The sequence below is a fragment of the Kitasatospora terrestris genome (assembly GCF_039542905.1).
GTDB lineage: Bacteria > Actinomycetota > Actinomycetes > Streptomycetales > Streptomycetaceae > Kitasatospora > Kitasatospora terrestris.
This window is the reverse complement of record NZ_BAABIS010000001.1, coordinates 4127434-4152038: the sequence shown is the minus strand read 5'-3', so window position 1 is coordinate 4152038 and position 24605 is coordinate 4127434. Positions and strand designations below refer to the sequence as shown.

27 protein-coding genes, 1 tRNA gene and 1 pseudogene are annotated in these 24605 nt (G+C 70.6%); 7 read left to right on the top strand and 22 right to left on the bottom strand.

Annotated features, from left to right (window positions below; translation table 11 throughout):
• Positions 1-411: 411 nt before the first annotated feature.
• The 5 genes from ABEB06_RS19190 to dnaK all read right to left on the bottom strand — a co-directional run bounded on the left by ABEB06_RS19190 (position 412) and on the right by dnaK (position 5799).
• Positions 412-1398 (bottom strand): helix-turn-helix domain-containing protein, encoded by a 987-nt coding sequence (locus ABEB06_RS19190; protein ID WP_345698090.1) that lies wholly within the window; start codon positions 1396-1398, stop codon positions 412-414.
• Between the two features lie 192 nt (positions 1399-1590).
• A complete protein-coding gene (locus ABEB06_RS19185; RefSeq protein ID WP_345698089.1) occupies positions 1591-2100 on the bottom strand; it encodes a heat shock protein transcriptional repressor HspR in 510 nt (169 codons plus the stop codon).
• A 7-nt stretch (positions 2101-2107) separates the two neighbouring features.
• The gene (dnaJ, locus tag ABEB06_RS19180) at positions 2108-3250 is read right to left on the bottom strand and encodes a molecular chaperone DnaJ (RefSeq protein ID WP_345698088.1); all 1143 of its coding nucleotides are present in this window, start codon (positions 3248-3250) and stop codon (positions 2108-2110) included.
• Positions 3251-3370: 120 nt separating this feature from the next.
• Entirely contained in the window at positions 3371-3958 is a 588-nt protein-coding gene (grpE, locus tag ABEB06_RS19175) for a nucleotide exchange factor GrpE (RefSeq protein ID WP_345698087.1), read from the bottom strand.
• Entirely contained in the window at positions 3955-5799 is a 1845-nt protein-coding gene (gene dnaK, locus ABEB06_RS19170) for a molecular chaperone DnaK (RefSeq protein ID WP_345698086.1), read from the bottom strand. The genes grpE and dnaK overlap by 4 nt, the downstream gene beginning before the upstream one ends.
• Before the next feature lie 283 nt (positions 5800-6082).
• On the opposite strand from dnaK, the gene ABEB06_RS19165 reads away from it, so the two are divergent.
• The 5 genes and pseudogenes from ABEB06_RS19165 to ABEB06_RS19145 all read left to right on the top strand — a co-directional run bounded on the left by ABEB06_RS19165 (position 6083) and on the right by ABEB06_RS19145 (position 12872).
• The gene (locus tag ABEB06_RS19165) at positions 6083-8299 is read left to right on the top strand and encodes a (Fe-S)-binding protein (RefSeq protein ID WP_345698085.1); all 2217 of its coding nucleotides are present in this window, start codon (positions 6083-6085) and stop codon (positions 8297-8299) included.
• A gap of 93 nt (positions 8300-8392) precedes the next feature.
• The gene (locus ABEB06_RS19160; protein WP_345698084.1) at positions 8393-9463 is read left to right on the top strand and encodes a LamG domain-containing protein; all 1071 of its coding nucleotides are present in this window, start codon (positions 8393-8395) and stop codon (positions 9461-9463) included.
• 163 nt (positions 9464-9626) lie between these two features.
• Positions 9627-10700 (top strand): annotated as a pseudogene (gene manB, locus ABEB06_RS19155) (mannose-1-phosphate guanylyltransferase); the annotation flags it as partial.
• A gap of 207 nt (positions 10701-10907) precedes the next feature.
• Positions 10908-11837: a Yip1 family protein gene (locus tag ABEB06_RS19150; RefSeq protein ID WP_345698083.1), complete on the top strand. Its 930-nt coding sequence runs from the start codon at positions 10908-10910 to the stop codon at positions 11835-11837.
• A gap of 144 nt (positions 11838-11981) precedes the next feature.
• Positions 11982-12872, top strand: coding sequence for an alanyl-tRNA editing protein (locus ABEB06_RS19145; protein WP_345698082.1), 891 nt, complete (start codon positions 11982-11984; stop codon positions 12870-12872).
• A gap of 103 nt (positions 12873-12975) precedes the next feature.
• Here ABEB06_RS19145 and dcd read toward each other — a convergent pair whose 3' ends face one another.
• Positions 12976-13551, bottom strand: coding sequence for a dCTP deaminase (gene dcd, locus ABEB06_RS19140; protein WP_345698081.1), 576 nt, complete (start codon positions 13549-13551; stop codon positions 12976-12978).
• 82 nt (positions 13552-13633) lie between these two features.
• Complete coding sequence (locus ABEB06_RS19135) at positions 13634-13855, bottom strand: hypothetical protein (RefSeq protein WP_345698080.1); 222 nt, start codon at positions 13853-13855, stop codon at positions 13634-13636.
• A 174-nt stretch (positions 13856-14029) separates the two neighbouring features.
• On the opposite strand from ABEB06_RS19135, the gene ABEB06_RS19130 reads away from it, so the two are divergent.
• Positions 14030-14103, top strand: a tRNA-Gly gene (locus ABEB06_RS19130).
• A 79-nt stretch (positions 14104-14182) separates the two neighbouring features.
• Here the strand turns inward: ABEB06_RS19130 and ABEB06_RS19125 are convergent.
• The 14 genes from ABEB06_RS19125 to ABEB06_RS19060 all read right to left on the bottom strand — a co-directional run bounded on the left by ABEB06_RS19125 (position 14183) and on the right by ABEB06_RS19060 (position 22741).
• On the bottom strand, positions 14183-15310 hold the full coding sequence (locus ABEB06_RS19125) for a tyrosine-type recombinase/integrase (protein WP_345698079.1): 1128 nt from the start codon (positions 15308-15310) through the stop codon (positions 14183-14185).
• Positions 15310-15531: an excisionase family DNA-binding protein gene (locus tag ABEB06_RS19120; RefSeq protein ID WP_345698078.1), complete on the bottom strand. Its 222-nt coding sequence runs from the start codon at positions 15529-15531 to the stop codon at positions 15310-15312. Before ABEB06_RS19120 ends, ABEB06_RS19125 begins: the two co-directional genes overlap by 1 nt.
• A complete protein-coding gene (gene repSA, locus ABEB06_RS19115; RefSeq protein WP_345698077.1) occupies positions 15516-16934 on the bottom strand; it encodes a replication initiator protein RepSA in 1419 nt (472 codons plus the stop codon). The genes ABEB06_RS19120 and repSA overlap by 16 nt, the downstream gene beginning before the upstream one ends.
• Before the next feature lie 63 nt (positions 16935-16997).
• Positions 16998-17168 carry a hypothetical protein gene (locus tag ABEB06_RS19110; RefSeq protein WP_345698076.1) on the bottom strand — a complete coding sequence of 57 codons (171 nt, stop codon included), beginning with the start codon at positions 17166-17168 and terminating at the stop codon, positions 16998-17000.
• A 5-nt stretch (positions 17169-17173) separates the two neighbouring features.
• Positions 17174-17362, bottom strand: coding sequence for a hypothetical protein (locus ABEB06_RS19105; RefSeq protein WP_345698075.1), 189 nt, complete (start codon positions 17360-17362; stop codon positions 17174-17176).
• A gap of 106 nt (positions 17363-17468) precedes the next feature.
• A complete protein-coding gene (locus ABEB06_RS19100) occupies positions 17469-18008 on the bottom strand; it encodes a GGDEF domain-containing protein (RefSeq protein WP_345698074.1) in 540 nt (179 codons plus the stop codon).
• 88 nt (positions 18009-18096) lie between these two features.
• Positions 18097-18633: a DUF6197 family protein gene (locus ABEB06_RS19095; RefSeq protein WP_345698073.1), complete on the bottom strand. Its 537-nt coding sequence runs from the start codon at positions 18631-18633 to the stop codon at positions 18097-18099.
• Between the two features lie 13 nt (positions 18634-18646).
• A complete protein-coding gene (locus tag ABEB06_RS19090) occupies positions 18647-18844 on the bottom strand; it encodes a hypothetical protein (protein ID WP_345698072.1) in 198 nt (65 codons plus the stop codon).
• 15 nt (positions 18845-18859) lie between these two features.
• Complete coding sequence (locus ABEB06_RS19085) at positions 18860-19051, bottom strand: mobile element transfer protein (protein ID WP_345698071.1); 192 nt, start codon at positions 19049-19051, stop codon at positions 18860-18862.
• A gap of 20 nt (positions 19052-19071) precedes the next feature.
• Complete coding sequence (locus tag ABEB06_RS19080; protein WP_345698070.1) at positions 19072-19758, bottom strand: DUF2637 domain-containing protein; 687 nt, start codon at positions 19756-19758, stop codon at positions 19072-19074.
• A gap of 79 nt (positions 19759-19837) precedes the next feature.
• Complete coding sequence (locus ABEB06_RS19075) at positions 19838-20014, bottom strand: hypothetical protein (RefSeq protein WP_345698069.1); 177 nt, start codon at positions 20012-20014, stop codon at positions 19838-19840.
• 85 nt (positions 20015-20099) lie between these two features.
• Complete coding sequence (locus tag ABEB06_RS19070) at positions 20100-21479, bottom strand: FtsK/SpoIIIE domain-containing protein (RefSeq protein WP_345698068.1); 1380 nt, start codon at positions 21477-21479, stop codon at positions 20100-20102.
• Positions 21480-21483: 4 nt separating this feature from the next.
• Positions 21484-21825: an SCO3933 family regulatory protein gene (locus ABEB06_RS19065; protein ID WP_345698067.1), complete on the bottom strand. Its 342-nt coding sequence runs from the start codon at positions 21823-21825 to the stop codon at positions 21484-21486.
• A 136-nt stretch (positions 21826-21961) separates the two neighbouring features.
• Positions 21962-22741: a GntR family transcriptional regulator gene (locus ABEB06_RS19060; protein ID WP_345698066.1), complete on the bottom strand. Its 780-nt coding sequence runs from the start codon at positions 22739-22741 to the stop codon at positions 21962-21964.
• A 17-nt stretch (positions 22742-22758) separates the two neighbouring features.
• On the opposite strand from ABEB06_RS19060, the gene ABEB06_RS19055 reads away from it, so the two are divergent.
• A complete protein-coding gene (locus ABEB06_RS19055; protein WP_345701904.1) occupies positions 22759-23238 on the top strand; it encodes an NUDIX hydrolase in 480 nt (159 codons plus the stop codon).
• Here the strand turns inward: ABEB06_RS19055 and ABEB06_RS19050 are convergent.
• Positions 23235-24179 (bottom strand): nuclease-related domain-containing protein, encoded by a 945-nt coding sequence (locus ABEB06_RS19050; RefSeq protein ID WP_345698065.1) that lies wholly within the window; start codon positions 24177-24179, stop codon positions 23235-23237. The two genes, ABEB06_RS19055 and ABEB06_RS19050, sit on opposite strands and share 4 nt — an antisense overlap.
• Positions 24180-24605: the final 426 nt, after the last annotated feature.

Here is a 24605-nt window from a genome sequence, read left to right as displayed (position 1 = left end):
GGGAGATGACGCACATCGTCGCGAGCGCGTCAGGTGACACCTTCCAGCCTTGTACGGCATCATGTGAACGAATGTGCTAGGACTGCCGATTAAGTCCGATCAGCAGAACTTGAAGGAAGGGGTGGGCGCATGTCTCGCATGCACCGGTTTGTCCGTAAGGCTGTCATCTCGCTTGCCGTCGGCGCGGCTGCGCTGGCCGTTGCTTGCTTTGCGCAGGCCGGGAGTGGAGCGCAGTTGGCGGACAGTGGGGCCAACGGCACGGTGGCCGCGGCGGCTGCGGCCGACGATCTCGCCTGGACCTGAGGTCGCACCTCGACCGCCGGCGGGTGTGGCGCCCGGACGTGGGGACTCGGTCTCCGCTCGCGGGAAGCGTGGCGCGGAGCTGCCGGGGCAGCCACAGCCGATGCTGGGTCAGGACGGGGTTTCGTGTGACGCGCGGGCCAGGACGTAGCCGAGCTGGAACAGCGACTCGACGTTGTAGTCCTCCCGCATTTCGGCGATGTGCCGCGCGAGCGTGCGCTCGCTGATGCCGAGCCTCCGGGCGATGACGCGGTGATTGGTGCCCGCCAGCAGCAGGTCGATGATGGTCTGCCGAAGTCGCGACACCACTTGCTGCGGAACGGCCCGGTCGCCGTCGAAATCGAGTGCCCGGCTCCAGCACTTCTCGAATACTTCCTCGGCCATGTAATTGACCACCGCGGGATCGTGAATGAATACCGCGAGATTCATGTCGTCGAGCAGCGGTATGACGGCAATTCGACGGTCTATCACAATCAGCCGGGTATAGGGCTCGTCGAGCGTCCGGTACTGTCCGCCGGCCTTCGCGAGGGTCGCCACATAGTCCCGAGTGGGCTGGTGGTAGCGGGTGCTGGCGTGATAGATCGTGCGCATGGTGGTACCGCGCTGCAGCGTGTCGAGGTCGCGTTCGATCATTGACGCGAGCACATCGGGCGGCCGGGGGCCGCCGGGCTGCATGGCGAGGGCCTCTTCCATTCCGGCTGCCACGACCTGGGCGATGCGCTGATTGATCAGGACTTTGCCGCGGACGTGCTCGATCGACCCGCCGCTCTTTTCCGGAACATGGAACGCCTGGACCAGTTCCTGGAATTCCGAGGGAATGGATACGGCCTGGGAGAGCAGATCCAGTGCCTGTCGCTGCCACCCCTTGCTGAGGCTGTCGGACAGCTGTGCGGGATCGACGGCGACCAGAATTCCGGGCTCGTCCGAATCGGGCACGAGCAGGCCGATCCGCACGAGTTCGTCGAGTTCGGCACCGCAGACGGCGGTGTCGCGGTGCAGCTTCCCGCCGTCCTCGACGATCTTCAGGTAGAGCGTCCGAGCCTCCATCGAGAGCGTCGACGTGTTGCCGACTGTTCCGGACGACTCCCGTCCACTCATATGTGGCTCCTTGCTCTGCCCGGCTGGGTCGTGCTCCATTGTGATCTTAGGGTGAATGCCTTCGCGGGGGACTCCGCTCGGGCAAGGCACCGTAAAGGAATAGTCAGACTGTGTGATCTGCACTGTCTCACGGATCGGCAAGCCGCCGGCACCCCCCGGACAGAGGGGCGTCGGCGGCTCGGGACCGGGGGGTCAGCGCTTGGGGCGCCAGACGACCAGGGCGCTGGACTGCTGGACCTGCTGGTAGGGGACCAGGTCGCGGCGGTAGGAGGCGTGGATGGTGGCCTCGCGCTGCTGGAGGGTGGCGGCGGCGCCGTCGAGGGCGTCGGCCAGCTCGGCGACCCGGGACTGCAGGGCGGCGACCTGGTTCTCCAGCTCGATGATGCGCTTGATGCCCGCCAGGTTGATGCCCTCGTCCTGGGAGAGCCGCTGGACCTCGCGCAGTTGCTGGATGTCGCGCGCGGAGTAGCGCCGGCCGCGGCCGGCGGTGCGGTCGGGGCAGACCAGGCCGAGCCGGTCGTACTGGCGCAGGGTCTGCGGGTGCAGGCCGGAGAGCTCGGCGGCGACCGAGATCACGTAGACCGGGGTGTCCTCGGTGAGCACGTACGCCGTCGCGGTGACGCGGCGCGCGGTCGGGCCGGCGGGGCCGGGCAGGCCCTCGCCGAGGCCGGGGCCGATGGGACTGTCGGGGGTCGGGGTCATGGGGTGATCACGCTCCCTCCGCCGCCTTGAAGAGGGCGGCTCGCGGGTCGTCCGAGGCGGTGGCCTCGCGGTACTGCTCCAAGGCGTCCAGCGCGTCGCCGGTGACGTGCTTGGGGACGACGACCTCCACGGTGACCAGGAGGTCGCCGCGGGTGCCGTCCTTGCGGGTGGCGCCCTTGCCGCGGGCCCGCATGGTGAGGCCGTTGGCGCTGCCGGCGGGCAGCTTCAGCTTCACGGCGGGGCCGTTCAGCGTCGGCACCTCGATGGTGCCGCCGAGCGCGGCTTCGGGGAAGGTCACCGGCACGGTGACGGTGAGGTTGTCGCCCTTGCGGCCGAAGACCGGGTGCGCGTCGACGTGCACGGTGACGTACAGGTCGCCGGGCTGGCCGCCGCGCTCGCCCTGGGCGCCCTTGCCCTTGAGCCTGATCCGCTGGCTGTCCTGCACGCCCGCGGGGATGCGGACCTGCATGGTGCGGGCGGAGGAGGCCCGGCCGCTGCCGTGGCAGACGGTGCACGGGTCGTCGACGATCATGCCCCGGCCCTTGCAGTCCCGGCAGGGCTCGGAGAGCGCGAAGGCGCCCTGGCCGCGGCTGACGGTGCCGGCGCCGACGCAGGTCGGACAGACCCGCGGGGTGGTGCCGGCCTTGGCGCCCGTCCCGGCGCAGGAGCGGCAGGCGGCCTGGCTGGTCATCCGCAGCGGGACGGTGGCGCCGTCGACCGCCTCCTCGAAGGAGAGGGTGACCTCGGTCTCGACGTCGGCGCCGCGGCGCGGCTGGGCGGTGCGGCCGCCGCGGTTGAACAGGCCGCCGAACACGTCGCCGAGCCCGCCGCCGCCCTGCGGGCCGGCCCCGCCGAACAGGTCGCCGAAGTCGAAGGAGCCGCCGGCGGCGCCGTTCGGCCGGAATCCGCCCGAGCCGAACAGCGAGCGGGCCTCGTCGTACTCCTTGCGGCGCTTGTCGTCCGAGAGGACGTCGTAGGCCTCGGAGATGTCCTTGAAGCGCTCCTCGGCCTTGGCGTCGCCCTTGTTGGCGTCCGGGTGGAACTCGCGGGCGAGCTTCCGGTACGTCTTCTTGATCTCGGCGGCGGTGGCGTCCTTGGGCACGCCGAGGACCTTGTAGTAGTCCTTCTCCACGTAGTCCTTAGCGCTCATGGCTGGTTACCGCCACCTCCCGGAGACGTCTGTGCGTGGATACGGCGCTGCGGAGCCGGCCGTCGTACTGGACGACGTACGACTCCGCAGCGCACGGGTTGTCAGCTGGGGTCAGCTGGTTCAGCTCTCGGTGCCGTCGGCCTTGTCGGCGTCGGGCTCCGCGGTGGTCTGGGTGCCGGGCTGGGGCTCGGCCACCGCGACCATCGCCGGGCGGATGATCCGCTCGCCGATCCGGTAGCCCGGCTGGAGGATCTGCACGCAGGTGTCCTCGGTGACCTCCGAGGAGTAGCTGTGCATCAGAGCCTCGTGCAGCGTCGGGTCGAAGGGCTCGCCCTCCTTGCCGAACTGCTGCAGGCCCAGCTTGGCGACCACGGTCTCCAGCGACTCGGCGACGGACTTGAAGCCGCCGGTCACCTCGCCGTGCTCACGGGCCCGGCCGATGTCGTCCAGCACCGGGATCAGCGACTCCAGGATGTTGGAGACGGCGATCTCGCGGACCGTCAGCCGGTCGCGCTCGACCCGCTTGCGGTAGTTCTGGTACTCGGCCTGGAGGCGCTGGAGGTCGGCCGTGCGCTCGCCGGCCTCCCGCTTGGCGGCGGCGAGCTCCTCGCCCGCCGCACCGGACACGGCCTCCTCGGCCGCCTTGAGGACGGCCTCCTCGGCGGCGGAGTCGTCGCCGGGCTGCTCGCCCTGCGGCTTCTCCGTCATGCCGCACCACCCTTGGGCTTCTCGTCGTCGACGATCTCGGCGTCGACCACGTCGTCGTCCTTTGCGGCGGACTCGCCGGCATCGGCGGCACCGGCCGCACCCGCGCCGTCGGCCTGCGAGTAGAGCGCGGCGCCGAGCTTCTGGGCGGTGGTGGAGACCTTCTCGGTGGCCTCGCGGATCGCCGCGGAGTCCTCGCCCTTCAGGGCCTCCTTGAGCTCGCCGATGGCGGTCTCGACCTCGGTCTTGACGTCGGCCGGGAGCTTGTCGGCGTTGTCGGCGATGAACTTCTCGGTCGAGTAGACGAGCTGCTCGCCCTGGTTGCGGGTCTCCACGGCCTCGCGGCGCTTGTGGTCCTCCTCCGCGTACTTCTCGGCCTCTTCGCGCATCCGGTTGACCTCGTCCTTCGGCAGCGAGGAGCCGCCGGTGACGGTCATCTTCTGCTCCTTGCCGGTGCCGAGGTCCTTCGCGGCCACGTGCATGATGCCGTTGGCGTCGATGTCGAAGGTGACCTCGATCTGCGGCAGGCCGCGCGGCGCCGGCGGGAGGCCGGTCAGCTCGAACATGCCGAGCTTCTTGTTGTACGCCGCGATCTCGCGCTCGCCCTGGTAGACCTGGATCTGCACGGACGGCTGGTTGTCCTCGGCCGTGGTGAAGATCTCGGAGCGCTTGGTCGGGATCGTGGTGTTGCGCTCGATCAGCTTGGTCATGATGCCGCCCTTGGTCTCGATGCCCAGGGACAGCGGGGTGACGTCGAGCAGCAGGACGTCCTTGACCTCGCCCTTCAGCACACCGGCCTGCAGGGACGCGCCGATGGCGACGACCTCGTCCGGGTTGACGCCCTTGTTGGCGTCCTTGCCGCCGGTCAGCTCGCGGACGAGCTCGGCGACGGCCGGCATGCGGGTGGAGCCACCGACCAGGACCACGTGGTCGATCTCGGACAGCTGGATGCCGGCGTCCTTGATGACGTTGTGGAACGGGACCTTGCAGCGGTCCAGCAGGTCGGCGGTCAGCTGCTGGAACTGGGAGCGGGTGAGCTTCTCGTCCAGGTGCAGCGGGCCCTCGGCGGAGGCCGTGATGTAGGGCAGGTTGATCGAGGTCTCGGAGGACGAGGACAGCTCGATCTTGGCCTTCTCGGCGGCCTCGCGCAGGCGCTGGACGGCCATCTTGTCCTTGGACAGGTCGACGCCGTGGCCGGCCTGGAAGGTCTTCACCAGGTGGTCGACGACGCGCTGGTCCCAGTCGTCACCACCGAGGTGGTTGTCACCGTTGGTGGCCTTCACCTCGACGACACCGTCGCCGATCTCCAGCAGCGAGACGTCGAAGGTGCCGCCACCGAGGTCGAAGACCAGGATGGTCTGGTCGTCCTTGTCCAGGCCGTAGGCCAGGGCGGCCGCGGTCGGCTCGTTGACGATGCGCAGGACGTTCAGGCCCGCGATCTCGCCGGCCTCCTTGGTGGCCTGGCGCTCGGAGTCGTTGAAGTAGGCCGGGACGGTGATGACGGCGTCGGTGACCGTCTCGCCCAGGTAGGCCTCGGCGTCCCGCTTCAGCTTCTGCAGGATGAAGGCCGAGATCTGCTGGGGGTTGAAGTCCTTGCCGTCCAGGTTGATCTTCCAGTCGGTGCCCATGTGGCGCTTGACCGACCGGATGGTCCTGTCGACGTTGGTGACCGCCTGACGCTTGGCGACCTCACCGACCAGGACCTCGCCGTTCTTGGCGAAGGCGACGACGGACGGCGTGGTCCGAGCGCCCTCGGCGTTGGTGATGACCGTGGGCTCACCGCCCTCAAGAACACTGACGACGGAGTTCGTCGTACCGAGGTCGATGCCGACCGCGCGTGCCATCGTGAATACCTCCGGGGAGAAGTTGAGCTGTACGGACTCAAGCATGCATGACCGACCGGACAGCGTCAACAGCCATGAGTCCGTGTCGCTCAACTTTACTGAGCGCTTATGTCGCGATGCCGTCCGACCGGGTGAGTGTGGCCTTACGTGACTGCCGCCATACCTTGAGCATCTTCAGAAGAAGTGTTAACGACCGGTAATGTCCGGCGCGTCGGCCATGCAAGTTACCGACCAGTACAATCAATCAGGACACTGCCACGAAGCCGCTGGAGACGGAGAGCCGATGCAGCTAGCAGCGATCGTCATCTCGCTGGTCACGACTGTGATCGGCACCGCGCTCGCCGCCCGTGCGGCCGCGTACATCTACCGGGTGGTGAGGACCGGCGCGGTCGACACCACCCGCTTCGGTTCGCCCCTGCAGCGGGTGAGGACCGTCGCGGTCGAATTCCTCGGCCACACCAGGATGAACCGCTGGGGCATCGTCGGCATCGCGCACTGGTTCGTCGCGGTCGGCTTCTTCTCCCTGGTGCTGACCCTGGTCAACGCCTTCGGCCAGCTCTTCGACGCCGAGTTCGCGCTGCCGGTGATCGGCCACTGGCTGCCCTGGAACATCTTCGTCGAGCTGATCGGCACCCTGACCACGCTGGGCATCCTGACCCTGATCGTGATCCGGCTGCTCAGCCTGCCCTCGCGGGCCGGCCGCAAGTCCCGGTTCGCCGGCTCGATCGCCTGGCAGGCGTTCTACGTCGAGTACACGATCCTCGGCATCGGCCTGTGCATCATGATGCTGCGCGGCCTGGAGGGCGCCCTGGAGGGTGTCGACTCCTACGACCCGACGTACCTGGTCTCGTACCCGATCGTCGCCGCGTTCAACGGCGTCGCGCACGGCACGCTGGTCAACCTGATCTACGTCTTCGCGATGCTGAAGATCTGCATCTCCTTCGCGTGGGCCATCACCATCGGCATCAACCCGTCGATGGGTGTCGCCTGGCACCGCTTCCTCGGCTTCTTCAACATCTACTTCAAGCGCGAGGAGGACGGCGCCACCGCACTCGGCGCGCTCCGTCCGATGACCAGCGGCGGCGCCCCGATCGACTTCGAGGACCCGGCCGACGACGCGGTCTTCGGCGTCTCCCAGGTCGAGCACTTCTCCTGGAAGGGCATCCTCGACTTCTCCACCTGCACCGAGTGCGGCCGCTGCCAGTCGCAGTGCCCCGCCTGGAACACCGGCAAGCCGCTCTCGCCGAAGCTGCTGATCATGAGCCTGCGCGAGCACGCCTACGCCAAGGCCCCCTACCTGCTCGCCGGCGGCGGCAAGGACATGGAGGGCGAGGAGAAGGCGACCGCCGAGCAGCTGGCGGGCGTGCCCGCCGAGGCGCTGGCCGAGGCCGAGCGCCCGCTGATCGGCACCGCCGAGGAGAACGGCGTCATCGACCCGGACGTGCTGTGGTCCTGCACCACCTGCGGCGCCTGCGTCGAGCAGTGCCCGGTGGACATCGAGCACGTCGACCACATCGTCGACATGCGCCGCTACCAGGTGATGATCGAGAGCAGCTTCCCGACCGAGGCCGGGACGATGCTCAAGAACCTGGAGAACAAGGGCAACCCGTGGGGCCTGGCCACCAAGGCGCGCCTGGACTGGGTCAAGGAGCTCAAGAAGGAGACCGGCATCGAGGTGCCGGTGATCGGCGAGGACATCGACCCCGCCGAGGTGGAGTACCTCTACTGGGTCGGCTGCGCCGGCGCCCTGGAGGACCGGGCCAAGAAGACCACCAAGGCCTTCGCCGAGCTGCTGCACACCGCGGGCGTGAAGTTCGCGATCCTCGGCAAGGAGGAGACCTGCACCGGTGACTCCCCGCGCCGCCTGGGCAACGAGTTCCTGTTCCAGATGCTCGGCGCGCAGAACGTCGAGACCCTGAACGCCGCGCTCGAGGACGCCCCGACCAAGCGGATCGTGGCCACCTGCCCGCACTGCTTCAACACCATCGCCAACGAGTACCCGCAGCTGGGCGGCCACTTCGAGGTCATCCACCACACCCAGCTGCTGCAGCACCTGATCGACGAGGGCAAGCTGCTGCCGGTCAACCCGGTCGAGGGTCTGATCACCTACCACGACCCCTGCTACCTGGGCCGCCACAACAAGGTCTACTCGCCGCCGCGCGAGATCATGGACAAGGTCCCGGGCCTGCGCCAGCAGGAGATGCACCGCCACAAGGAGCGGGGCTTCTGCTGCGGCGCCGGCGGCGCGCGGATGTGGATGGAGGAGCGGATCGGCAAGCGCATCAACACCGAGCGCGTGGACGAGGCGCTGTCCCTCAACCCGGACATCGTCTCCACCGCCTGCCCGTTCTGCCTGGTGATGCTCTCCGACTCGGTCAACGGCAAGAAGAACGAGGGCGCCGCCAAGGAGCACCTGAAGGTGGTCGACGTCGCCCAGCTGCTGCTGGACTCGGTCAAGGCACAGCCCGTGGAGCCCGAGGCGGAGCCGGTCGAGGCCTGACGGCCGCCCGCCCCGAAGGCCCCGTCCACCGCCCCCGTGGCGGCGGGCGGGGTCTTCGCGTACGCCTGTTCGGGATGGCCTAGCATCGGCGCCATGAGCGATGGCGGGGGAGTGCCGGGCGGGGGAACGCCGGGCTGGGGCGGGCAGTTGCCGACCGTGACCAGCGCCGCCCCGGACTGGGCGGCACTGGCCGAGGCCAACGAGCGCGAGCACCGGCGCAAGCGGTTGTGGAAGATCGGCGGCGGCGCGGCCGCCGTGCTCGTGGTCGGCGCCCTGGTCGCCACCGCGCTGGCCGTCTCCCGCCCCGGCGGGGGCGAGCGGCACGACGCCGCGGCCCCCACCGCACCGGTCAGCGCCGCGCCCGACGGGCCCGCGCCGGACAGCGCCGCCCCGTCCGCCTCCGCGTCCGGACCGGCCTCCGCCCCGGCCTCGCCCGGAGCGTCCGCCTCCGCGAGCCCCAGCGGCTCCCCCAGGCCCGGGAAGAGCGCCTCCGCCCCCGCGGGCGCCACCGCTCCCGCGCCGCCGGCCCAGCTGGCCGGCCTGACCCTCGGCGCGGGCGCCTCGGTCGGCACCGCCGACGGCCACCGCGGCCCGACCCTCGACCTGCACGGCAGCGCCGACGGCAACGCCCAGAGCGGGGCCCCGCTGGTCGACACCGGCAAGAGCTTCACGGTCTCCGCCGTGGTCCGCAACAACGCCCCCACCGGCGCCCGGGCGGTCATCAGTCAGGGCACCGGCGGCTACTACTCGTTCTACCTGGGCCGCGACTACTGGGGCGAGCACAACCAGTGGGTCTTCAAGATCCAGAGCGCGGCCGGCAACGACGACCGCAACGTCCGCCAGGCCTTCTCCACCGCCACCGCCACCACCGGCCAGTGGCTGCTGCTCACCGGCGTCTACGACGCGGGCAGCAAGAAGATCTCGCTGTACGTCAACGGCGCCCTCCAGCAGACCACCGCCGTCCCCGGGATCTGGCAGACCGGCGGCCCCACCCAGATCGGCCGCACCCGCTGGAAGGACCAGTGGACCGACAACTGGGACGGTGCCATCGCCGACCTGCAGATCTGGAACCAGGCCCTCGCGGCCGACGCCGTCGGCCGGCTGAACGCGAGCGGCGGCACCTCGGCCGGGGCTCCCGCGGCGTACTCCTGGTTGCTGCCCTGAGCGACCCGCGGGCCCCCGCCGATCGGCAGGCCCCAGCCCGACCCCTGGCTGACCGGGGCGCGGAGCGGGGGAACTAGATTAGGCTGCGGACCCGCGACCTGCGGGTCCGCCGGAGGCGACCGGACAGGGCCCGACGGCAACGCAGCAAAGGGAGACGTACCGCATGCCCGAGGCGATCATGCTGGTCGGTGGCAAGGGCACCAGGCTGCGCCCGCTGACCACCCACACGCCGAAGCCGATGCTGCCGGTCGCCGGGGTGCCGTTCATCGCGCACCAGCTGGCCCGCGCCGCCGCCGCCGGAGTCACCCGGGTCGTGCTGGCCACCTCGTACCTCGCCGAGGTCTTCGAGGACCACTTCCAGGACGGCAGCCCGTACGGCATCGAGCTGGTCTACCTCACCGAGAAGGAACCGCTCGGCACCGGCGGCGCCATCCGCAACGCCGCCTCCGGCCTGACCTGCGGCCCCGACGAGCCGGTCCTGGTCTTCAACGGCGACATCCTCTCCGGCGTGGACATCGCCGCGCTGCGCGACAGCCACGTGGCCAGCGGCGCCGACGTCACCCTGCACCTCACCCGGGTCGAGGACCCGCGCGCCTTCGGCCTGGTCCCGACCGACGAGGACGGGCGGGTGCTGGAGTTCCTGGAGAAGCCGGAGACCCCCGAGCAGATCGTCACCGACCAGATCAACGCTGGCTGCTACGTCTTCACCCGTTCGGTGATCGACACCATCCCGGCCGGCCGGGAGGTGTCCGTCGAGCGCGAGACCTTCCCCGAGCTGCTCGCCGGGGGCGCCCTGCTGCGCGGCGTGGTCGACACCTCGTACTGGCTGGACCTGGGCACGCCCGGCGCGTTCGTCCGCGGCTCCGCCGACCTGGTGCTCGGCAAGGTCGACTCCCCGGCCGTCCCCGGCCCGACCGGTGAGGCGCTGCTGCTGCCCGGTGCCCGGGTCGACCAGGGCGCCGTGCTCTCCAACGGCACCGTGGTCTCCGAGGACGCCACCGTGGCCGCCGGCGCCATCGTCGAGGGCAGCGTGATCCTCCCCGGCGCCGCGATCGGCCCGGACGCCTACGTGAAGGACTCGATCGTCGGCGCGTTCGCCGTGGTCGGCGAGCGCTGCTCGCTGGACGGCGCGGTGATCGGCGACGGCGCGGTGCTGGAGCCCGAGAACGAGCTGCCGCCCGGCCTGCGGATCGCCTGCGGCACCCTGCTGCCCACCGGCGCCGTCCGGCTCACCGCCGGCCCCGGCGGCTGCCCGGCCGGCACCACCGCCGCCGCCGCGGTGCACGCCCCGGCCGCCCGCGTCGGGAGCTGACCCCGGCCCCCGCCGGGGGCACCAGGGGGGCTCCCGGGCCACCGCCCGGCCCGCGTCACAGGACGGCTGCAATCGCGGCCCGGCGCCGTGATCAACGGACGGACGGTCAGCGACAGCAGGTACCGTCGAAGCGTGGCTGGCAATCGACACGACAACGGGCAGGGCGTCGACCCCCGACAGGGGTGGTCGACGCCCGGCGGGCAGACGCCGCAGTACGGCGGCCCGGCGGGGGAGCCCGAGTACTTCACCGCCCCGCAGCCGCCCTACCCGGCGGACGGCCCCGGCGACCAGCCGGGGCACACCCGCGCCTTCCCGATCGGGGGCCAGCCGTACGGCGGTCACCCGTACGGCGGCACCGAGCCCTACCAGCCGTACGAGGGCGACTACGGCTACCAGGGCGGCTACGACGGCGGGTACGACGGCGGCGGCCCCGAGCAGGACCCGCACGGCGGCTACCGGGGCGAGGACAACGTCGCCGTCTACCGGGCCGGCGGCCAGTCCTCACCGCACCAGGGCGGCCCCCGGCTGCCCTGGCGGGAGCTGCTGGTCGGGATGTACCGCGAGCCGAACCGGACCTTCGACCGGATGCGCGACCACCAGGTCTGGCTGCCCGCCCTCTGCGTCTCGCTGCTCTACGGCGTGCTCGCCGTCTTCGCGATCGGCTCCACCCGCGGGGACGTGGTCAACTCCACCTTCTCGGTCGCGGTCTGGGCGATCGTCGCCGCCGCGGTCGGCTTCAGCCTCGCCGGGGCGGTGCTCGGCGCCGTCACCCACGCGCTGGCCCGCCAGTTCGGCGGTGACGGGCCCTGGCAGTCCACCGTCGGCCTGGCCGTCCTGATCACCTGGACCACGGACGCGCCGCGGCTGCTGCTCGCGCTCTTCCTTCCGGTCACCAACCCGGTGGTGCAGGTGGTCGGCTGGGCGACCTGGCTGGCCTGCGCCGCCCTGCTGACCACCATGGTCCGCCGGGTGCACGACCTGCCCTGGGGCAAGGCGGCCGGGGCCGCCGCCGTGCAGCTGCTCGCCCTGCTGGTGCTGATCAAGCTGCCCACGCTGGGCTGAGCCGGCCGGCTCCCGGGGCCGCGCGGCTCCCCGGTTCTCCAGCCGCCCGGCTCCCGCCCCGGCTGTCCGCATGCTGGGATTTTGTAGGCTGTGGTGTTCGACGCCGGGCGATCCCCGGTCGACCCTCGTGCTCCGGAGCCCCGCATGCCCCTGCCCACCACCCACGTCAGCTTCCCGGCCGGGGCGGTGACCGGCGAGTCGCCGATCATCGCCGTGCACCGCCTCGCCGACGGCCGCAGCGCCGTGGTCACCGAGGCGACCCCGTTCCACCCGCTCGACCACACCTGGCCCGACCAGCCCGCCGACCTCGGCACGCTGACCGTGGACGGCACCGGCTACGCCGTCGTCGACTGCCTCACCGGCGGCGTCGGCCCGGACGGCGGCGACCCGCTGGTCGGCGCCGACATCCCGGTCCGCCGCGGCGACGAGGAGTGGTCCTGGCTGGTCCTGCACGTGGTCGAGGAGATCCCGGCCGACGTGGTCGGCAAGTCCGCCGCACTCGCCGTGGACGCCGAGCGCCGGGGCCTGCTCTCCGCCTCGCACACCGGCTGCCACCTGCTCGCGCTCGCCCTCAACGCCGCGCTCGCCCCGCGCTGGCGCAAGGACCCGGGCCGCTCCGACGCCTTCGGCAGCCCCGACTTCGACAGCCTCGCGATGGACACCTCGGTGATGGACACCGAGGCCAGCACCGACACCTACCGGCTCGGCAAGTCGCTGCGCAAGAAGGGCTTCACCACCGACGCCACCGACGAGCTGCCCTCCCTCGCCGACGCGCTGCCCGCCCTCACCGAGACCGTCAACGCCCAGCTCGCCGCCTGGGTCGCCGCCGACGCTGCCGTCCGCATCGAGGTCCCCGGCCCGGAGCTGACCGCCCGTCGCCGCTGGCACGCCGACCTCCCGGCCGGCCCCGCCGAGATCTTCTGCGGCGGCACCCACCTGCACCACCTCGGCGAACTCGCCGAGCTCCGCACCGAACTGCGGCTCTCCGAGGACGGCGCCGAACTGGTCGCCGTCACCCGCCCCAAGCGCGCCTGAGCGGCCCGGAACGCCCCCGCCGAGCCCGTCGGCGGACACGCGCGAGGGCGGCCCGTCCCTGCCGGGACCGGGCCGCCCTCCGGTGCTTCTCGTCCGCGGTCGGTCAGACCTGGGTGCGGTGGAAGTTCAGGTGCGAACGCGAGGCCGTCGGGCCGCGCTGGCCCTGGTAGCGCGAGCCGTACCGCTCCGAGCCGTACGGGTGCTCGGCGGGCGAGCTCAGCCGGAACAGGCACAGCTGGCCGATCTTCATGCCCGGGTACAGCTTGATCGGCAGGGTCGCCACGTTCGACAGCTCCAGGGTCACGTGACCGCTGAAGCCCGGGTCGATGAACCCGGCCGTCGAGTGCGTCAGCAGACCGAGCCGGCCGAGGCTCGACTTGCCCTCCAGGCGCGCCGCCACGTCGTCCGGCAGCGTGATCACCTCGTACGTCGAGGCCAGCACGAACTCGCCCGGGTGCAGGATGAACGCCTCGTCGCCCTCCGGCTCCACCAGCCGGGTCAGGTCCGACTGCTCCTCGGAGGGGTCGATGTACGGGTACCGGTGGTTCTCGAACACCCGGAAGAAACGGTCCAGCCGCACGTCGATGCTGGAGGGCTGGACCATCGCGGGCTCGAACGGGTCGATCACGACCCGGCCCTTGTCGATCTCGGTACGGATGTCCTTGTCAGAGAGCAGCACGCCCCCGAGATTACGTGCAGCGGAGGGCCCCCGCCCAATCGCGGGGGCCCTCCGGAGGCCGTTCGAACCGTTCGGGGACGGCTCAGGCCAGCGACTCGACCGCCTCCAGCCGCAACGCGCGGGCCAGTTGGGCACCGGACAGCTCCGCGACGTCCGCCGGCACCGAGTTCCGCAGCCGTCCGCACTGCGGGCAGCGGATCAGTCTCCCCGGCCCGAGCCGCCCCTCCAGGAGGTTCTGCATCGGAAACGTGGCGGTGCTGAACACGTGCCCCTCGGCACAACGAACGACGGTGTGCTGCTCCATCGGTCCCCTTTCCCCACACTCTTCCGCGGCCTGCGCCCAGGCGACAGCGTCACATTAGGGGATCTTCCGGACACGGTGCACAGCGGCTCGCCGCCCGTCGCAGCACGCCCCAAACCGCTCCGGCGATGGGGTACAGTGGTGCTTGATCAGGCCGTCCGTGACGGGCTGTCAGATGCGGGCGTAGTTTAATGGTAGAACATGAGCTTCCCAAGCTTAGAGCGCGAGTTCGATTCTCGTCGCCCGCTCCATAGAGAAAACCCCAGGTCAGCAACCTGGGGTTTCTTCGTTGTCTGGACCAATTCCGGGACCGCGTGCCCCCTGCGTGCCTTATGCCTCTGCCGGCGGGGGCGCGCCCCGGCCGATCCGACGGGTGATCTCCGCGTCCATGCCGTCGGCGATCTTCTTGTCCCGCTCGCTGGTTGCGTGCTGGTAGATCAGCGCCGCCCGAACGGAGGCATGCCCCATGCGCGCCATCAGCTCCTTGAGGCTGGCACCGGTGGCGGCCGCCATGGTGTTGCCGGTGTGGCGGAGGTCGTAGAAGCGGAAGCCCGGCATGCCTGCCTTGGCACGAGCCTTGCGCCAGATCCGGCCGAAGCTGGTCCGGCGGAACGGGGCGCCCTTCTCACCGACGAAGACGAGCCCGGTCGGCTCCTTCTCGGCGAATAGCTCCAGGTGCGTCCGGACGTCCGGGAGTACGGCCGCAGGGATCGTGATGATCCGCTTGCCCGCCTCGGTCTTGGTCTCGCCGAGGGCCCGCCGGCCGGTGTTCAGCTCCGGGGCAGCAAGGCGGATCCGGACCGTCCCGGCGACCAGGTCGAAGTCCGGCCGCCGAAGCTCGGCCAACTCCTCCGGACGGAGCGTCGTGAAGGCGCCGAGCAGCACCATCAGGCGCCAGCGAGGCCCCACCAGCTCGGCCAGCTCGTAGACCTGGTCGACGGTGGCGATCCCTCGTTCCGCAGCGGACTCCTTGCCTGCCCCCTTGATTCGGCACGGGTTGCGCTTGATCAGCTCGTCGTCGGTGGCGGTCGCCATGACGGCCTTGAGCAGGCGGTACGCCTTCGCCGTGGTTGTGCTCTTGCCGGTCGCCAACAGTGTGGCCCGCCAGGTCCGGATGCGCGGTGGTGTGATCTCGTCCAAGTCCCACTCGCCGAAGGTGGGCACGAGGTGCAGCCGCAGCAACCGCCGGTACAGCTCCTCCGTGGTCGGCATCAGCCCGCGCTCAGTGATCCAGGCTTCGGCGTACTCGGTGAAGTTCACCGCCCCGGCGTCAGGGTCGCGCCAGTCCTTCTTGCGGATGGCGGTCTGCATCTCGGCGAGCCAGTCATCGGCGTCCGCCTTGGTCTCGAACGTCTCCGGCGCAGGGCGGAGCAGGCCATCCGGGTCGAGGTAGCGAGCCTGAAAACGGCCCGACGGGAGCTTCCGGATCCGGCCGAACTGCCGGCGCTTGCCAGTCATCAGGCCACCGCCCGCAGCCGACGGGTCCGCCGGGTGACCGGCTGGACGGTGTTGGCTGCGATGAAGTCGGCGAGGGCAGCCGCGGGGATGCGGACGTGCCGGCCGACCTTGACGAAGGCGATGCGCCGTTCGGCGACGAGGCGCCGCGGGAAGCGCTCCCCGCTGGTCTCCCAGGTGCCGAGGTGTTCGGCGACTTCCTTGACGGTCAACAGTCGGTCCATGCCAGTTCCTCCCCTTCTCGCGCGATCAGCGCGTTCATCTCCTGTCGGTCGGTGGTGCGGCGTTCGTGCAGGTCCCGGGCGATCGTGGCGGCGAGCATGGATTCCCCGGGGCTGTTGCCTGCTCCGGCGAAGGCCCAGTGGGCGACGACGAGGGTTTCCGCCTCGGGCAGGTCGTCCAGGTCCGGGAGCCCGGCGGCGAGGAGCCGGTCCCGGAGGTCGGAGCGGGCTTGGTCGGCGCGGTAGTCGGCGCGGACCTGCCGGAGGGCGCCGAGGGTGGTCGAGTAGGTGGGCGACTTCGAGGAGAAGTGGCCGCGGAAGCCGAGCATGTGGGACCAGTGCGCCAGCAGTCGATCCGGGTAGAGGCTGTCGAGGTCCCAGCAGGTCTCGATCAGGCGGCGGGTGTGCGCGGGGAGGTCGTGCCGGTCGAGTTCGTGGCGCTCCAGGATCCGGCGGTCCACGGTCTCGGTCGCCTCAGCGCTCTTGGTGGCGTACTTGGCCACATACGAGGCCACCGCCTGCTCGGAGATCTCCCCCGAGGCAAACGCGCCGATCGGCCGCACGTCCACCTGCGAGCCCCACTGGAGCACCCGTGCCGGGAGATCACCAGCACCGGCCACGGGGACCCCGGCACGGCGGGCGGCGGCTCGGATTGCGGCTTCGAGGAGGGCCATGGTCGCCCAGGCCGGCGGGGGCGTGTCGGGTCCTCCTGGGCCGTCGATGCGGATCACGGCGTGGAAGTGGACGGCACCGCGCCGCTGGTACTCGGCGACCTTGCCGAACGAGATCTTCGCTTGCTCCTTGAACTCGTACTGGTACAGCCCGGCCATCTTCGCCATCGTGCGGAACAGGTAGATCGTGAAGCGCCGCCACAGGTCCGGGGCGTGGTTGTTCCACAGCACCGCGTGCGCGTAGTCGTACCGCTCCAGGTCCAGCGGAGTACCGAGGACAGCCGCGCCGGCCGGGTGGTCGGAGCCGCAGCGGCACCGGCCGTGGTCGGGACGGTTGTGGACGGGGCCGAACGACGGCGCGGTGAGGGTGGCGAAGACCCGGGGGTGTGAGCGGACGGTAGCCGGGACGCCCTTGCTGGTGTCTCCGGCGAGTCCGGCGCGGATCAGGTGGAAGGTGTCTGCCGAGTAGGTGCGGGCGCAGGCCGGGCAGCGGGAGGCGCGGCGGTTGCCGCAAGCGACCTTGAGCCGGTGGCCGGGCTCGTGCTCGGTGGAGTACCGGTGCCACACCGCTCCCGTGGGGGCGTGGGTGAGGGTGCGGAAGCCCTTGAGGTGGATCGGGTTCGAGCAGCCGCCGGTACGCCGGATCTGGTCTTCGAGGCGGGGCAGGTCGCCGCGGGCGGCGAGCCGGGCGAGGTCGGCGACGGCGAGGTCGGGGCGTTCGGTGAGGTGGTGCATGTTCACCTGCCTGGCGGGGTGAGCCCCGGAGCTGGCGGGGGTGCGCGGCTCCGGGGCGGGTGGTCAGGACTGGTCGGGCGTGGGCTTGGCGTGCTGGTCGGTCCAGGTCTCGGCGCAGACCTTGTGCACGGGCTTGCCGCGGTCGGAGCGGAGGTTGGTGGGCTTGGTGCAGACGCCGCAGGGGGCGGGCTTGTTGTCCCAGTGGCGGGAGTCGCGCCAGTCGAGGAGCGCCATGGCGGTCAGCTCTGGGCCGAGGCGTGGGCGGTGGTTCGCTGGGTGGTGGTGCCGGTGCCGCGGCAGGTGGTGCAGTGGGCGGTGAGGGTGTGGCGGGTGCCGTCCGGGTGGCGGTTGCCGGTGTCGATGGCCGCACGGGCGAAGCCGTCGCAGTCGGGGCAGATCCTCACTGGGGCGTGGGTGTGCTGGGGCATGATGGTCGTTCCTCTCTGGGCGTGGTCGAGTGCTGCGTTTCGGATGGGGCGAGGCCTTCCGGGGCGGCGGGATGCTTGGCGGCTGTTGCCGCCCCGGAGGGTTGATTCAGCGGCGGCGCGAGGTCCGGCCGCCGGGCTTGTGGGCGTACATGTCGCGGTCGGCCGCGGACAGTGCCTCGGTCAGCAGGAGCGCGGCCGGGTGCGAGGCGCCGACGGACGCGCCGACGTTCAGGAACAGGCCACCCACCGGGACGGGCTGATTGAGCGCGGTCCGCAAGTCGCCGAGCCGGTCGGCGGAGTCGAGGACGACGACGGCGAACTCGTCCCCGCCGAGTCGGGCCGCGAGTCCGGAGGAGCCGCACCAGGCAGTCAGCCGGTCGGCGGTTGCGGCGAGCACCGCGTCTCCGGCGGCGTGGCCGTGGGTGTCGTTGATCGTCTTGAAGTCGTCCAGGTCGATCAGGAGCACGGTGGTCCGGTCGGGGTGGGAGCGGATGAGGCGTTCGGCGCGGGTGGTGAAGCCGTCGCGGGTGAGGAGCCCGGTGAGCGGGTCGCGGCGGGCGGTGGCCAGGCGGCGGGCGAGGTAGGTGCCGTGAGTGGTCCAGCCGAGGAGCGGGACACCGGCGGCGAGGATCGGGGCGAGGTCCATCGTGCGGTTCCTTGTCTGGGCGAAGGGACGAGGTACCGGCCGGGGCGGAGGATGCTTGGCGGCTGTTGCCGCCCCGGGGCCGAATGGTTCAGATGCCGAGGGACAGTGCGCGGGCGGAGGCCCGGTCGAGCAGGTGGTGCACGTCGGCCTGCCGGGTGGTCGGGGCGTCGTTGAAGACGTCCGGGGAGCTGACAGGCCGTCCGGTGGCGTGAAGGATCTCCATCACCTGGTTGCGGGCCCGGCTGACGGTGCGCGGAGTGCCGTAACCGTGTGCGAGGACGGCAGTCTGGGCGCCGAGGAGGCAGACGCGGCCGGTGGTGTCCCACATGGCGCCCTGGACCCAGCCGAAGGCGGAGATGTAGCGCGAGGTGAGCCGCAGGTGGTCCGCGACGGTCACTTCGACCGGACGGGCCGGGCGGTGGGAGATGCGGTCGAGGAGCGTCGGCCGGGGAACGGGAAACCCGGTGTTCCAGGGCTGGACGGTGGAGCCGAGCGGGCAGATGTACGGGATGGTCAGCCGGGCCGCCGCCGGGAGGGAGGCGAGGTATGCCTCGATTTCTGCGACGAGCGCGGAGCCTTCCGGGGTCAGGACGAGCGGTCCCGGGAGCAGGGTGGCGACGTTCATGGTCGTCTCCCTGTCACTTCTGCTGGGTGCCGTTGACGACCTGGACCCCGGTGCGGGTGGCTCCGTCGATCACCGGGCTGAGGAAGGTGCTGGCGAGGTAGAAGCCGAAGAGGCCGATCACGACGGCAACCCACAGGCGGATGCCGAGGAACTTGATCGCGGCCCAGGTGACGATGCCGAGGACGAGGACCAGGGGCAGGGTGATGGTCATGGCGGAGTTCTCCTGTCAGCGGATGGTGCAGCGGTGGGTGCGGGCGGCGATCTCGGCGGCGGCGCGGCTGTCGTAGTCGGCGGAGAAGCCACAGCGCGGGGCGGTGCAGGCGGCGGTGTGGCGTTCGCGGCCGCGGCCGTCGTAGTAGGTGGCGACCTGGACGGGGCCGATGCGGATCACGTTGCGGGGGCGGATCGGGCGGGGCATGGCGCGTTCTCCTTTCGCGGTCAGTCGAGTTGGGCGGCGATGGCGGTGGCGAAGTGCGGTGGGAGACCGAGGCGGACGCGGAGCGTGTCGGTGTCGATCGGCTCACCGGTGCGGGTCTGGTGCTCGGCGGCGACCTTGCGGGCGTGCTCGACCAGCGCGGCCGGCACAGCGACCGGCGGAGCCGGAGCAGGTGGGGCGGGCAGGGCCGGTGCGGCGGTGGGCGGCTCGACTGCGGCCGGGGCCGACTCGGGCGCCAGGGCGGGCGCGGGGCCCTCGGGCTCTACGTAGAGAGGGAGTTCGGGCTCCGGCTCCGGCTCGGGCACGGTGGCGGGTTGGGTGGTGCGGGTGTGGGCGAGGAGGGTGCCGCCGAAGAAGGCGAGGGCGGGCCATCCGGCGACCAGGATCCGCAGCCAGGCCGGGACGCGGGCCAGGTCGAGGAGTCCTGCGGTGGCGACGTTCGCGCCGAGCGAGGCGGTCAGGGCGATGGCGAACCAGGTCCAGGCGGCGCTGGCGGCGCGGCCGGAGGCGCGCAGGGTGCGCATGCGGTGCCAGGCGGCGACCAAAAGCAGGTCCACGGAGATGGGGTAGGCCCAGGCCTTCCAGCCGTGTTGCCCAGCGGCTTCGGCAAGGTCGTGGAGGTGGGCGAAGGACAGGGCACCGGCGATGACGGCTTGCACGATCACCGCGTCGGGGCGGGGCAGGCGCATCGGTCGCTCTCCTTCCGGGAGTTGGGGCCCGGCCGGGCGGCGCGGGGTTCCTGTCGCCCGGCCGGGGCGTCTGGGTGGGCTACTTGGGTGCGGTTCCGGTGCCGAGGCAGGTCGGGCAGAGGACCTCGACCTGACCGGCGGGGCGAGCGTTCTTGCCGCGACCGGCGTGGTGGGTCTCACTGACCCAGCCCTCACCAGCGCAGGCGGGGCACTTGGCCGGGACGGCGGGCGTGCGCTTGCGGGTGGTGGCGGTCATCGGTCGTCCTCTCGGGTCGGTTTCGGGCATGCCGGGGTAGGGACGTGGCGCGGAACGGTCGCGCCGACCGTGGGACGGGGTGGTGTTAGCCGGTCACCGGAAGGGGCTTGACCAGCGACGGCGCATCGGCCGCGGCGGTGGCCTCGGGGACGTGCGGCCGGAACTGGTCCAGGGCGGGCAGGTCCGGCACGAGGTGGGCGGTGCGCCGGCAGATGGCGACCGCGTCGGCGAGGGAGAGGTTCGGGGTGCGGATGCGCGACCAGCCGCCGGAGGAGTCACCGGCCACCGCGACACCGGGCATCTCGGGGGCGATCTGCGTGGCGGCCAGCACCGCTTCGGGGGAGATGTCGCCCAGGCCCATTTCCGCCGTCTGCTTGTCGTTCACACGGTGGACCACCCGGCCGGTGAGCTGGGCACGGAGCATGGTCGCTCCCTTGCCGAGCTCAGAGCCGAACCGCTGCCCGCAGACCTCCAGGTAGACCCCGGCCGCGCGGCCGAGCTGGGCCAGGCGGATCAGCTGGGTGACCATGTGGTCCCGCTGCACCTCCTCCTTCCGCGTGGCGACGAGGAACAACTCCGCCACCTCATCGATCAGAAGGATCACCGGCACCGGGCGGAGCTCGGCGGGCAGCCCCCAGATGTCGGAAGTGATCTCCTCATCCGCGACCGCGCGGGCAATGCCCTGACGCTCACGGATCAGCTCGTAGCGCTCCTCCATCAGCTCCACGAGCGCATCCAGCAGATCAGACGCCATGTCGGGGTCCGTGGCCAGAGCCGACAGGCGCGGGGCGAACGGTGCGTGTTCCACGCCGCGCTTGCAGTCGATCCCCACCAGAGCAACGTGGCGATCAGCGAGACCGGTGATCAGGTTCCGCATGTGCACCGACTTGCCGCTCTCCGTCGCCCCCAGGTACAGGGAGTGCGGGATGGCCCGGTAGTCCCGCACGTACGCGGTGCCGTCCTCCCGCATTGCCACCGGCACCACCAGCTCACCGGACCGTGCGCGGCGGGGCATCCGGACCTTGCGGAGCACGTCGAAGCCGGTCATCCGCAGCTCGACCACGCCGGGCTTGATCAGCGAGACGTGCACGGCGTGCACACCCCAGGCGTGCCGCAGACGCTCCGCCGACGCGGCCACGTCAGCCGGTTCCTGACCGGGCGCGAGCCGCAGCCGGACCCGGAGCCCGGTCGTGGTCGGCCGGATCCGGCGGATGCGGGGCGGAACCGGGCGGATCTCCCGGCGGGTGGTCGCCCGGGTGACCAGGACCCGCAACCGCGACGGGTTCACCGTCAGCCCGCACGCGTCCATCGTGCTCCCGTAGGTCGCGGCGAACCTCACCGCCGTGACGGGAAGACCGACCGCCGACCAGTACACGGCCGGAGCCTTCACCCGGGCGTACGCGGCACCACCGGCGATGGCAGCGAGCGGGACGCCCACCTCAGCGAGTTCCAGAGCCCCCGACATGACGTCAGCCCTGAACCGGAACGAGCGAGGTGACCGCCGCCGCACGGAACGAAATGCCGTGCCGCTTCTGGCCGTTGAACTCGTTCTCCCAGTCACGCGCCTTGAGCCCGGTCAGCGCGACCGGCATCCCGACCGCCAGGCCCTCCGACAGGCCGGTCTCCGGCACAGAGACCGTGTAGAGGTTGGCCTCGCCGTCGTCGGCGATGGTTAGACCGACGGTCATCATCTTCGCGCCGGTCTCCTTGTCGAGCGCGATCTCGCCCGTCTGGCGGTTCACCACCTTGGGGGCCGGCGGAACGGCCACGAACACGAACGCGGTGGAGGTGTCGACCTTGAACACAGCCATGATGGCTCTCCTCTAAATGAGGTGATCTCCTGCACTCATGTACAGGAGTGATGACTAGAAGAGTGCCCGACTCCTGTACATGAGTCAACCCGCCTAGGCCTGAAAGCCCAGACGGGTTGCGGAAGGTGATGTTCCGTCAGTCCTTGGCGGGGAAGCGATAGTCAAGAACGAACTGATCAGCAGCCATGACGGTGTCGCAGACTTCGACCACGCGCCCGTCGGTGGTGATTGCATCACGGACCAGGTGGATCACGGGTGAGCCTGGGCTGAGGGCCAGCGCGGCGGTCTCAGGCTTGGTCGCCAGGCGGGCCCGAACGGTCTCGGTGAACTCGGCGAGCTGCTGGCCGCGCTCTTCGAGTCGGGCGTAGATGCCGCCGCCGCCCGGGTTCTCGGCGAACATCTCGGGGATGTCCTTCACCACGTCCCACGGCAGGTAGGAAGTCGCTTCCTCCGTCGGCACGCCGTCCCGGAAGTACCGGCGCTTGCGGGCCAGCACCTGGGTGCCGGCGGGAACGCTCAGCCGCTCGGCGATGTCGGCAGGGGCCTCAGTGGGCCCGACGAACAGCACAGTCACGGACGGCGTCCCACCGGAAACCTCCGCCTCGGCCAGGTAGGCCGCCTTGCCGGCCATCCGGTGCGCGCGGCGGAAACGGTCCGACGACTTGCGCTGCACCGGTGGGCGAGAACGCACGAAGGAGCCGCGGCCGTGGTGGGTCTCGATCAGCTGCGAGGTCCGCAGCTCAGCAATCGCCTTGCGCACCGTCCCGGAGGCAACGCCGTACCGCTGCATAAGTTCGGCCTCACTGGGGACCGCCGAGCCGGGCGCCAGAGCACCTGACTTGATTTGCGCGGCGAGATCATCCGCAATCTGCAGATACTTCGCCTTGGCCGAGGAGGCCACCTCGTTGCTCGCCATAGTCCTTTAGGGCTCCTATTCTCCTGTACATGAGTAGCAGCCCCGCACTGCAAGTTTCAACGCCCCTCCACTCGGTGTCTGTGGCGGGTGCTGTCGTTCGTGAAGACGGGAGGGTCCTGGCCATCCGCCGAGCCGACAACGGCACCTGGGAGCCCCCGGGCGGTGTACTTGAGCTCACAGAGAGCGTCGAGGACGGCGTTCGACGGGAGGTCTTCGAAGAGACCGGTATCAGGGTGGACGTCGAACGCCTGACGGGCGTCTACAAGAACGTCACGCGTGGAGTCGTTGCCTTGGTGTTCCGGTGCCACCCCGAGAGCGGGACCGAGCGGGTCTCGGACGAGTCCACGGCGGTGGACTGGCTGACTCCGGAGGAGGTCGCCGAGCGTATGGCGGAGGTCTACGCCGTGCGCATGCTGGACGCGCTCCAGGTCGATGTGGCTCCAAGCATTCGCACCCATGACGGCCGGCAATGGCTCGGCGGTCAGATCCCTGGTTAGCCGCGCTTCCCAATCTGCGCCCACACACTTCGCCGACGGGCCACAGTGAACACCGAGTCGACTCGATGCGGCGCAAGCGATGCCGGCCGACCCGTAAGGAGCGAGGCGATCCGCTCACCGTCCAGCACTTCGACGATCGGGCTGCCCTGAACGGTGATCTTGCGAGCGCCGACTACGGCAACGATGGCTCGAACCGGCACAGAGTGGCCACACCAGCGCTCCAGGAGCCGGGTCACCCGGGCCGCCTCAAACTCTGCGTTCGCCAGGTAGGGATAGCTGACCCGGTTCACCAGGACCCGCTTGTCACCCACCCATACCGAAGAATCGGGGTGGTGCTTCGTATTTACTGTGAAGACCCCTGGGGGGCCGATCACCACGTGGTCGATGTCCGCGCCACTCGGCAGCGGGACGCTGTGCAGCACGTGCCAGCCATGACCGCGGAGCCCATTGAGGTGGCTCCCGACGATCTCTTCACCGCGGAGCCCGGTCACCAGCTTCTGGGACGTCAACGGATCACCCGCCAACTTCGCGGCTACCCGAACGAGCCACTTCCGTTGGTCCATCTCCTCGCGGATCATGCCCTGGACACCAGTGCCTGGAAGGTTTCCCGCGAGGTCATCCTCTGCGGTGAACGGAGGCAACGCGGGGATCGAGGCCGCAGCGACTGCTGTTGGCCTCAGAGGCGGATCTTGCTGTACGCGGATCGGCGCAGGTTCTGGTGAAGCAGCAGTGACTGTGCGCGCCGGGATTGGCCGGCCAGAGGCTGCGACCCACTCCTCGACCTTCGCGAGCGCTGCAGCTCTCAGGCGCTCGACCTTGATCTCCACTGCACCTGTTCGGCAGTCGAGCCATGCAACAGCCTCACCGCGGGCGCCCGACAGGTTGACGTACAGCCGCTCCTTGCCCGGCACTCGCCAGAGCTTAACCGTCAGTTCCTGCACGTTTCCCCCTTCGCGCGATCCCTGACACGAGATCAGCACGCGCGGTACGGGTCTGACAAGAACGCCGTCAGCCAAGCCGACCAGCGGACCCCGAGGATCGGAAGCACGACAGGGATGGAGGGCGTTGTTACGAGTTTCGCTACTTCATCAAGCCACCTCGCTCCGCTCGGCGGGGAGGTGGGCGGAGCCCAAGGGAAGGCAACATCTACGGCGGATCGAAGATCCGGCGTGGACTCCCGGCCTCCTGAACTGCTGATGGATGGCAGCCTCACTGTTTGTTCGGGATGCCGCGCAAGAGCGCGGGCGGCGCCGGCCTTCCTCCGGCGCGCGCCCCGCCTCCTGTCTGCGCCCCGGCTGGGGCACTCGCCGTCGTCGGCCGCGCCCGCAAGGGGCGGAAAGCTAAGGCCGGGGCGGAAACGGACAAGG

Coding starts and splice junctions, on each gene's coding strand:
- ABEB06_RS19190 (WP_345698090.1), bottom strand. CDS start 1,398: ATGAGTGGACGGGAGTCGTCCGGAACAGTCGGCAACACGTCGACGCTC.
- ABEB06_RS19185 (WP_345698089.1), bottom strand. CDS start 2,100: ATGACCCCGACCCCCGACAGTCCCATCGGCCCCGGCCTCGGCGAGGGC.
- dnaJ (WP_345698088.1), bottom strand. CDS start 3,250: ATGAGCGCTAAGGACTACGTGGAGAAGGACTACTACAAGGTCCTCGGC.
- grpE (WP_345698087.1), bottom strand. CDS start 3,958: ATGACGGAGAAGCCGCAGGGCGAGCAGCCCGGCGACGACTCCGCCGCC.
- dnaK (WP_345698086.1), bottom strand. CDS start 5,799: ATGGCACGCGCGGTCGGCATCGACCTCGGTACGACGAACTCCGTCGTC.
- ABEB06_RS19165 (WP_345698085.1), top strand. CDS start 6,083: ATGCAGCTAGCAGCGATCGTCATCTCGCTGGTCACGACTGTGATCGGC.
- ABEB06_RS19160 (WP_345698084.1), top strand. CDS start 8,393: ATGAGCGATGGCGGGGGAGTGCCGGGCGGGGGAACGCCGGGCTGGGGC.
- ABEB06_RS19145 (WP_345698082.1), top strand. CDS start 11,982: ATGCCCCTGCCCACCACCCACGTCAGCTTCCCGGCCGGGGCGGTGACC.
- ABEB06_RS19135 (WP_345698080.1), bottom strand. CDS start 13,855: ATGGAGCAGCACACCGTCGTTCGTTGTGCCGAGGGGCACGTGTTCAGC.
- ABEB06_RS19125 (WP_345698079.1), bottom strand. CDS start 15,310: ATGACTGGCAAGCGCCGGCAGTTCGGCCGGATCCGGAAGCTCCCGTCG.
- ABEB06_RS19120 (WP_345698078.1), bottom strand. CDS start 15,531: ATGGACCGACTGTTGACCGTCAAGGAAGTCGCCGAACACCTCGGCACC.
- repSA (WP_345698077.1), bottom strand. CDS start 16,934: ATGCACCACCTCACCGAACGCCCCGACCTCGCCGTCGCCGACCTCGCC.
- ABEB06_RS19110 (WP_345698076.1), bottom strand. CDS start 17,168: ATGGCGCTCCTCGACTGGCGCGACTCCCGCCACTGGGACAACAAGCCC.
- ABEB06_RS19105 (WP_345698075.1), bottom strand. CDS start 17,362: ATGCCCCAGCACACCCACGCCCCAGTGAGGATCTGCCCCGACTGCGAC.
- ABEB06_RS19100 (WP_345698074.1), bottom strand. CDS start 18,008: ATGGACCTCGCCCCGATCCTCGCCGCCGGTGTCCCGCTCCTCGGCTGG.
- ABEB06_RS19095 (WP_345698073.1), bottom strand. CDS start 18,633: ATGAACGTCGCCACCCTGCTCCCGGGACCGCTCGTCCTGACCCCGGAA.
- ABEB06_RS19090 (WP_345698072.1), bottom strand. CDS start 18,844: ATGACCATCACCCTGCCCCTGGTCCTCGTCCTCGGCATCGTCACCTGG.
- ABEB06_RS19085 (WP_345698071.1), bottom strand. CDS start 19,051: ATGCCCCGCCCGATCCGCCCCCGCAACGTGATCCGCATCGGCCCCGTC.
- ABEB06_RS19080 (WP_345698070.1), bottom strand. CDS start 19,758: ATGCGCCTGCCCCGCCCCGACGCGGTGATCGTGCAAGCCGTCATCGCC.
- ABEB06_RS19075 (WP_345698069.1), bottom strand. CDS start 20,014: ATGACCGCCACCACCCGCAAGCGCACGCCCGCCGTCCCGGCCAAGTGC.
- ABEB06_RS19070 (WP_345698068.1), bottom strand. CDS start 21,479: ATGTCGGGGGCTCTGGAACTCGCTGAGGTGGGCGTCCCGCTCGCTGCC.
- ABEB06_RS19065 (WP_345698067.1), bottom strand. CDS start 21,825: ATGGCTGTGTTCAAGGTCGACACCTCCACCGCGTTCGTGTTCGTGGCC.
- ABEB06_RS19060 (WP_345698066.1), bottom strand. CDS start 22,741: ATGGCGAGCAACGAGGTGGCCTCCTCGGCCAAGGCGAAGTATCTGCAG.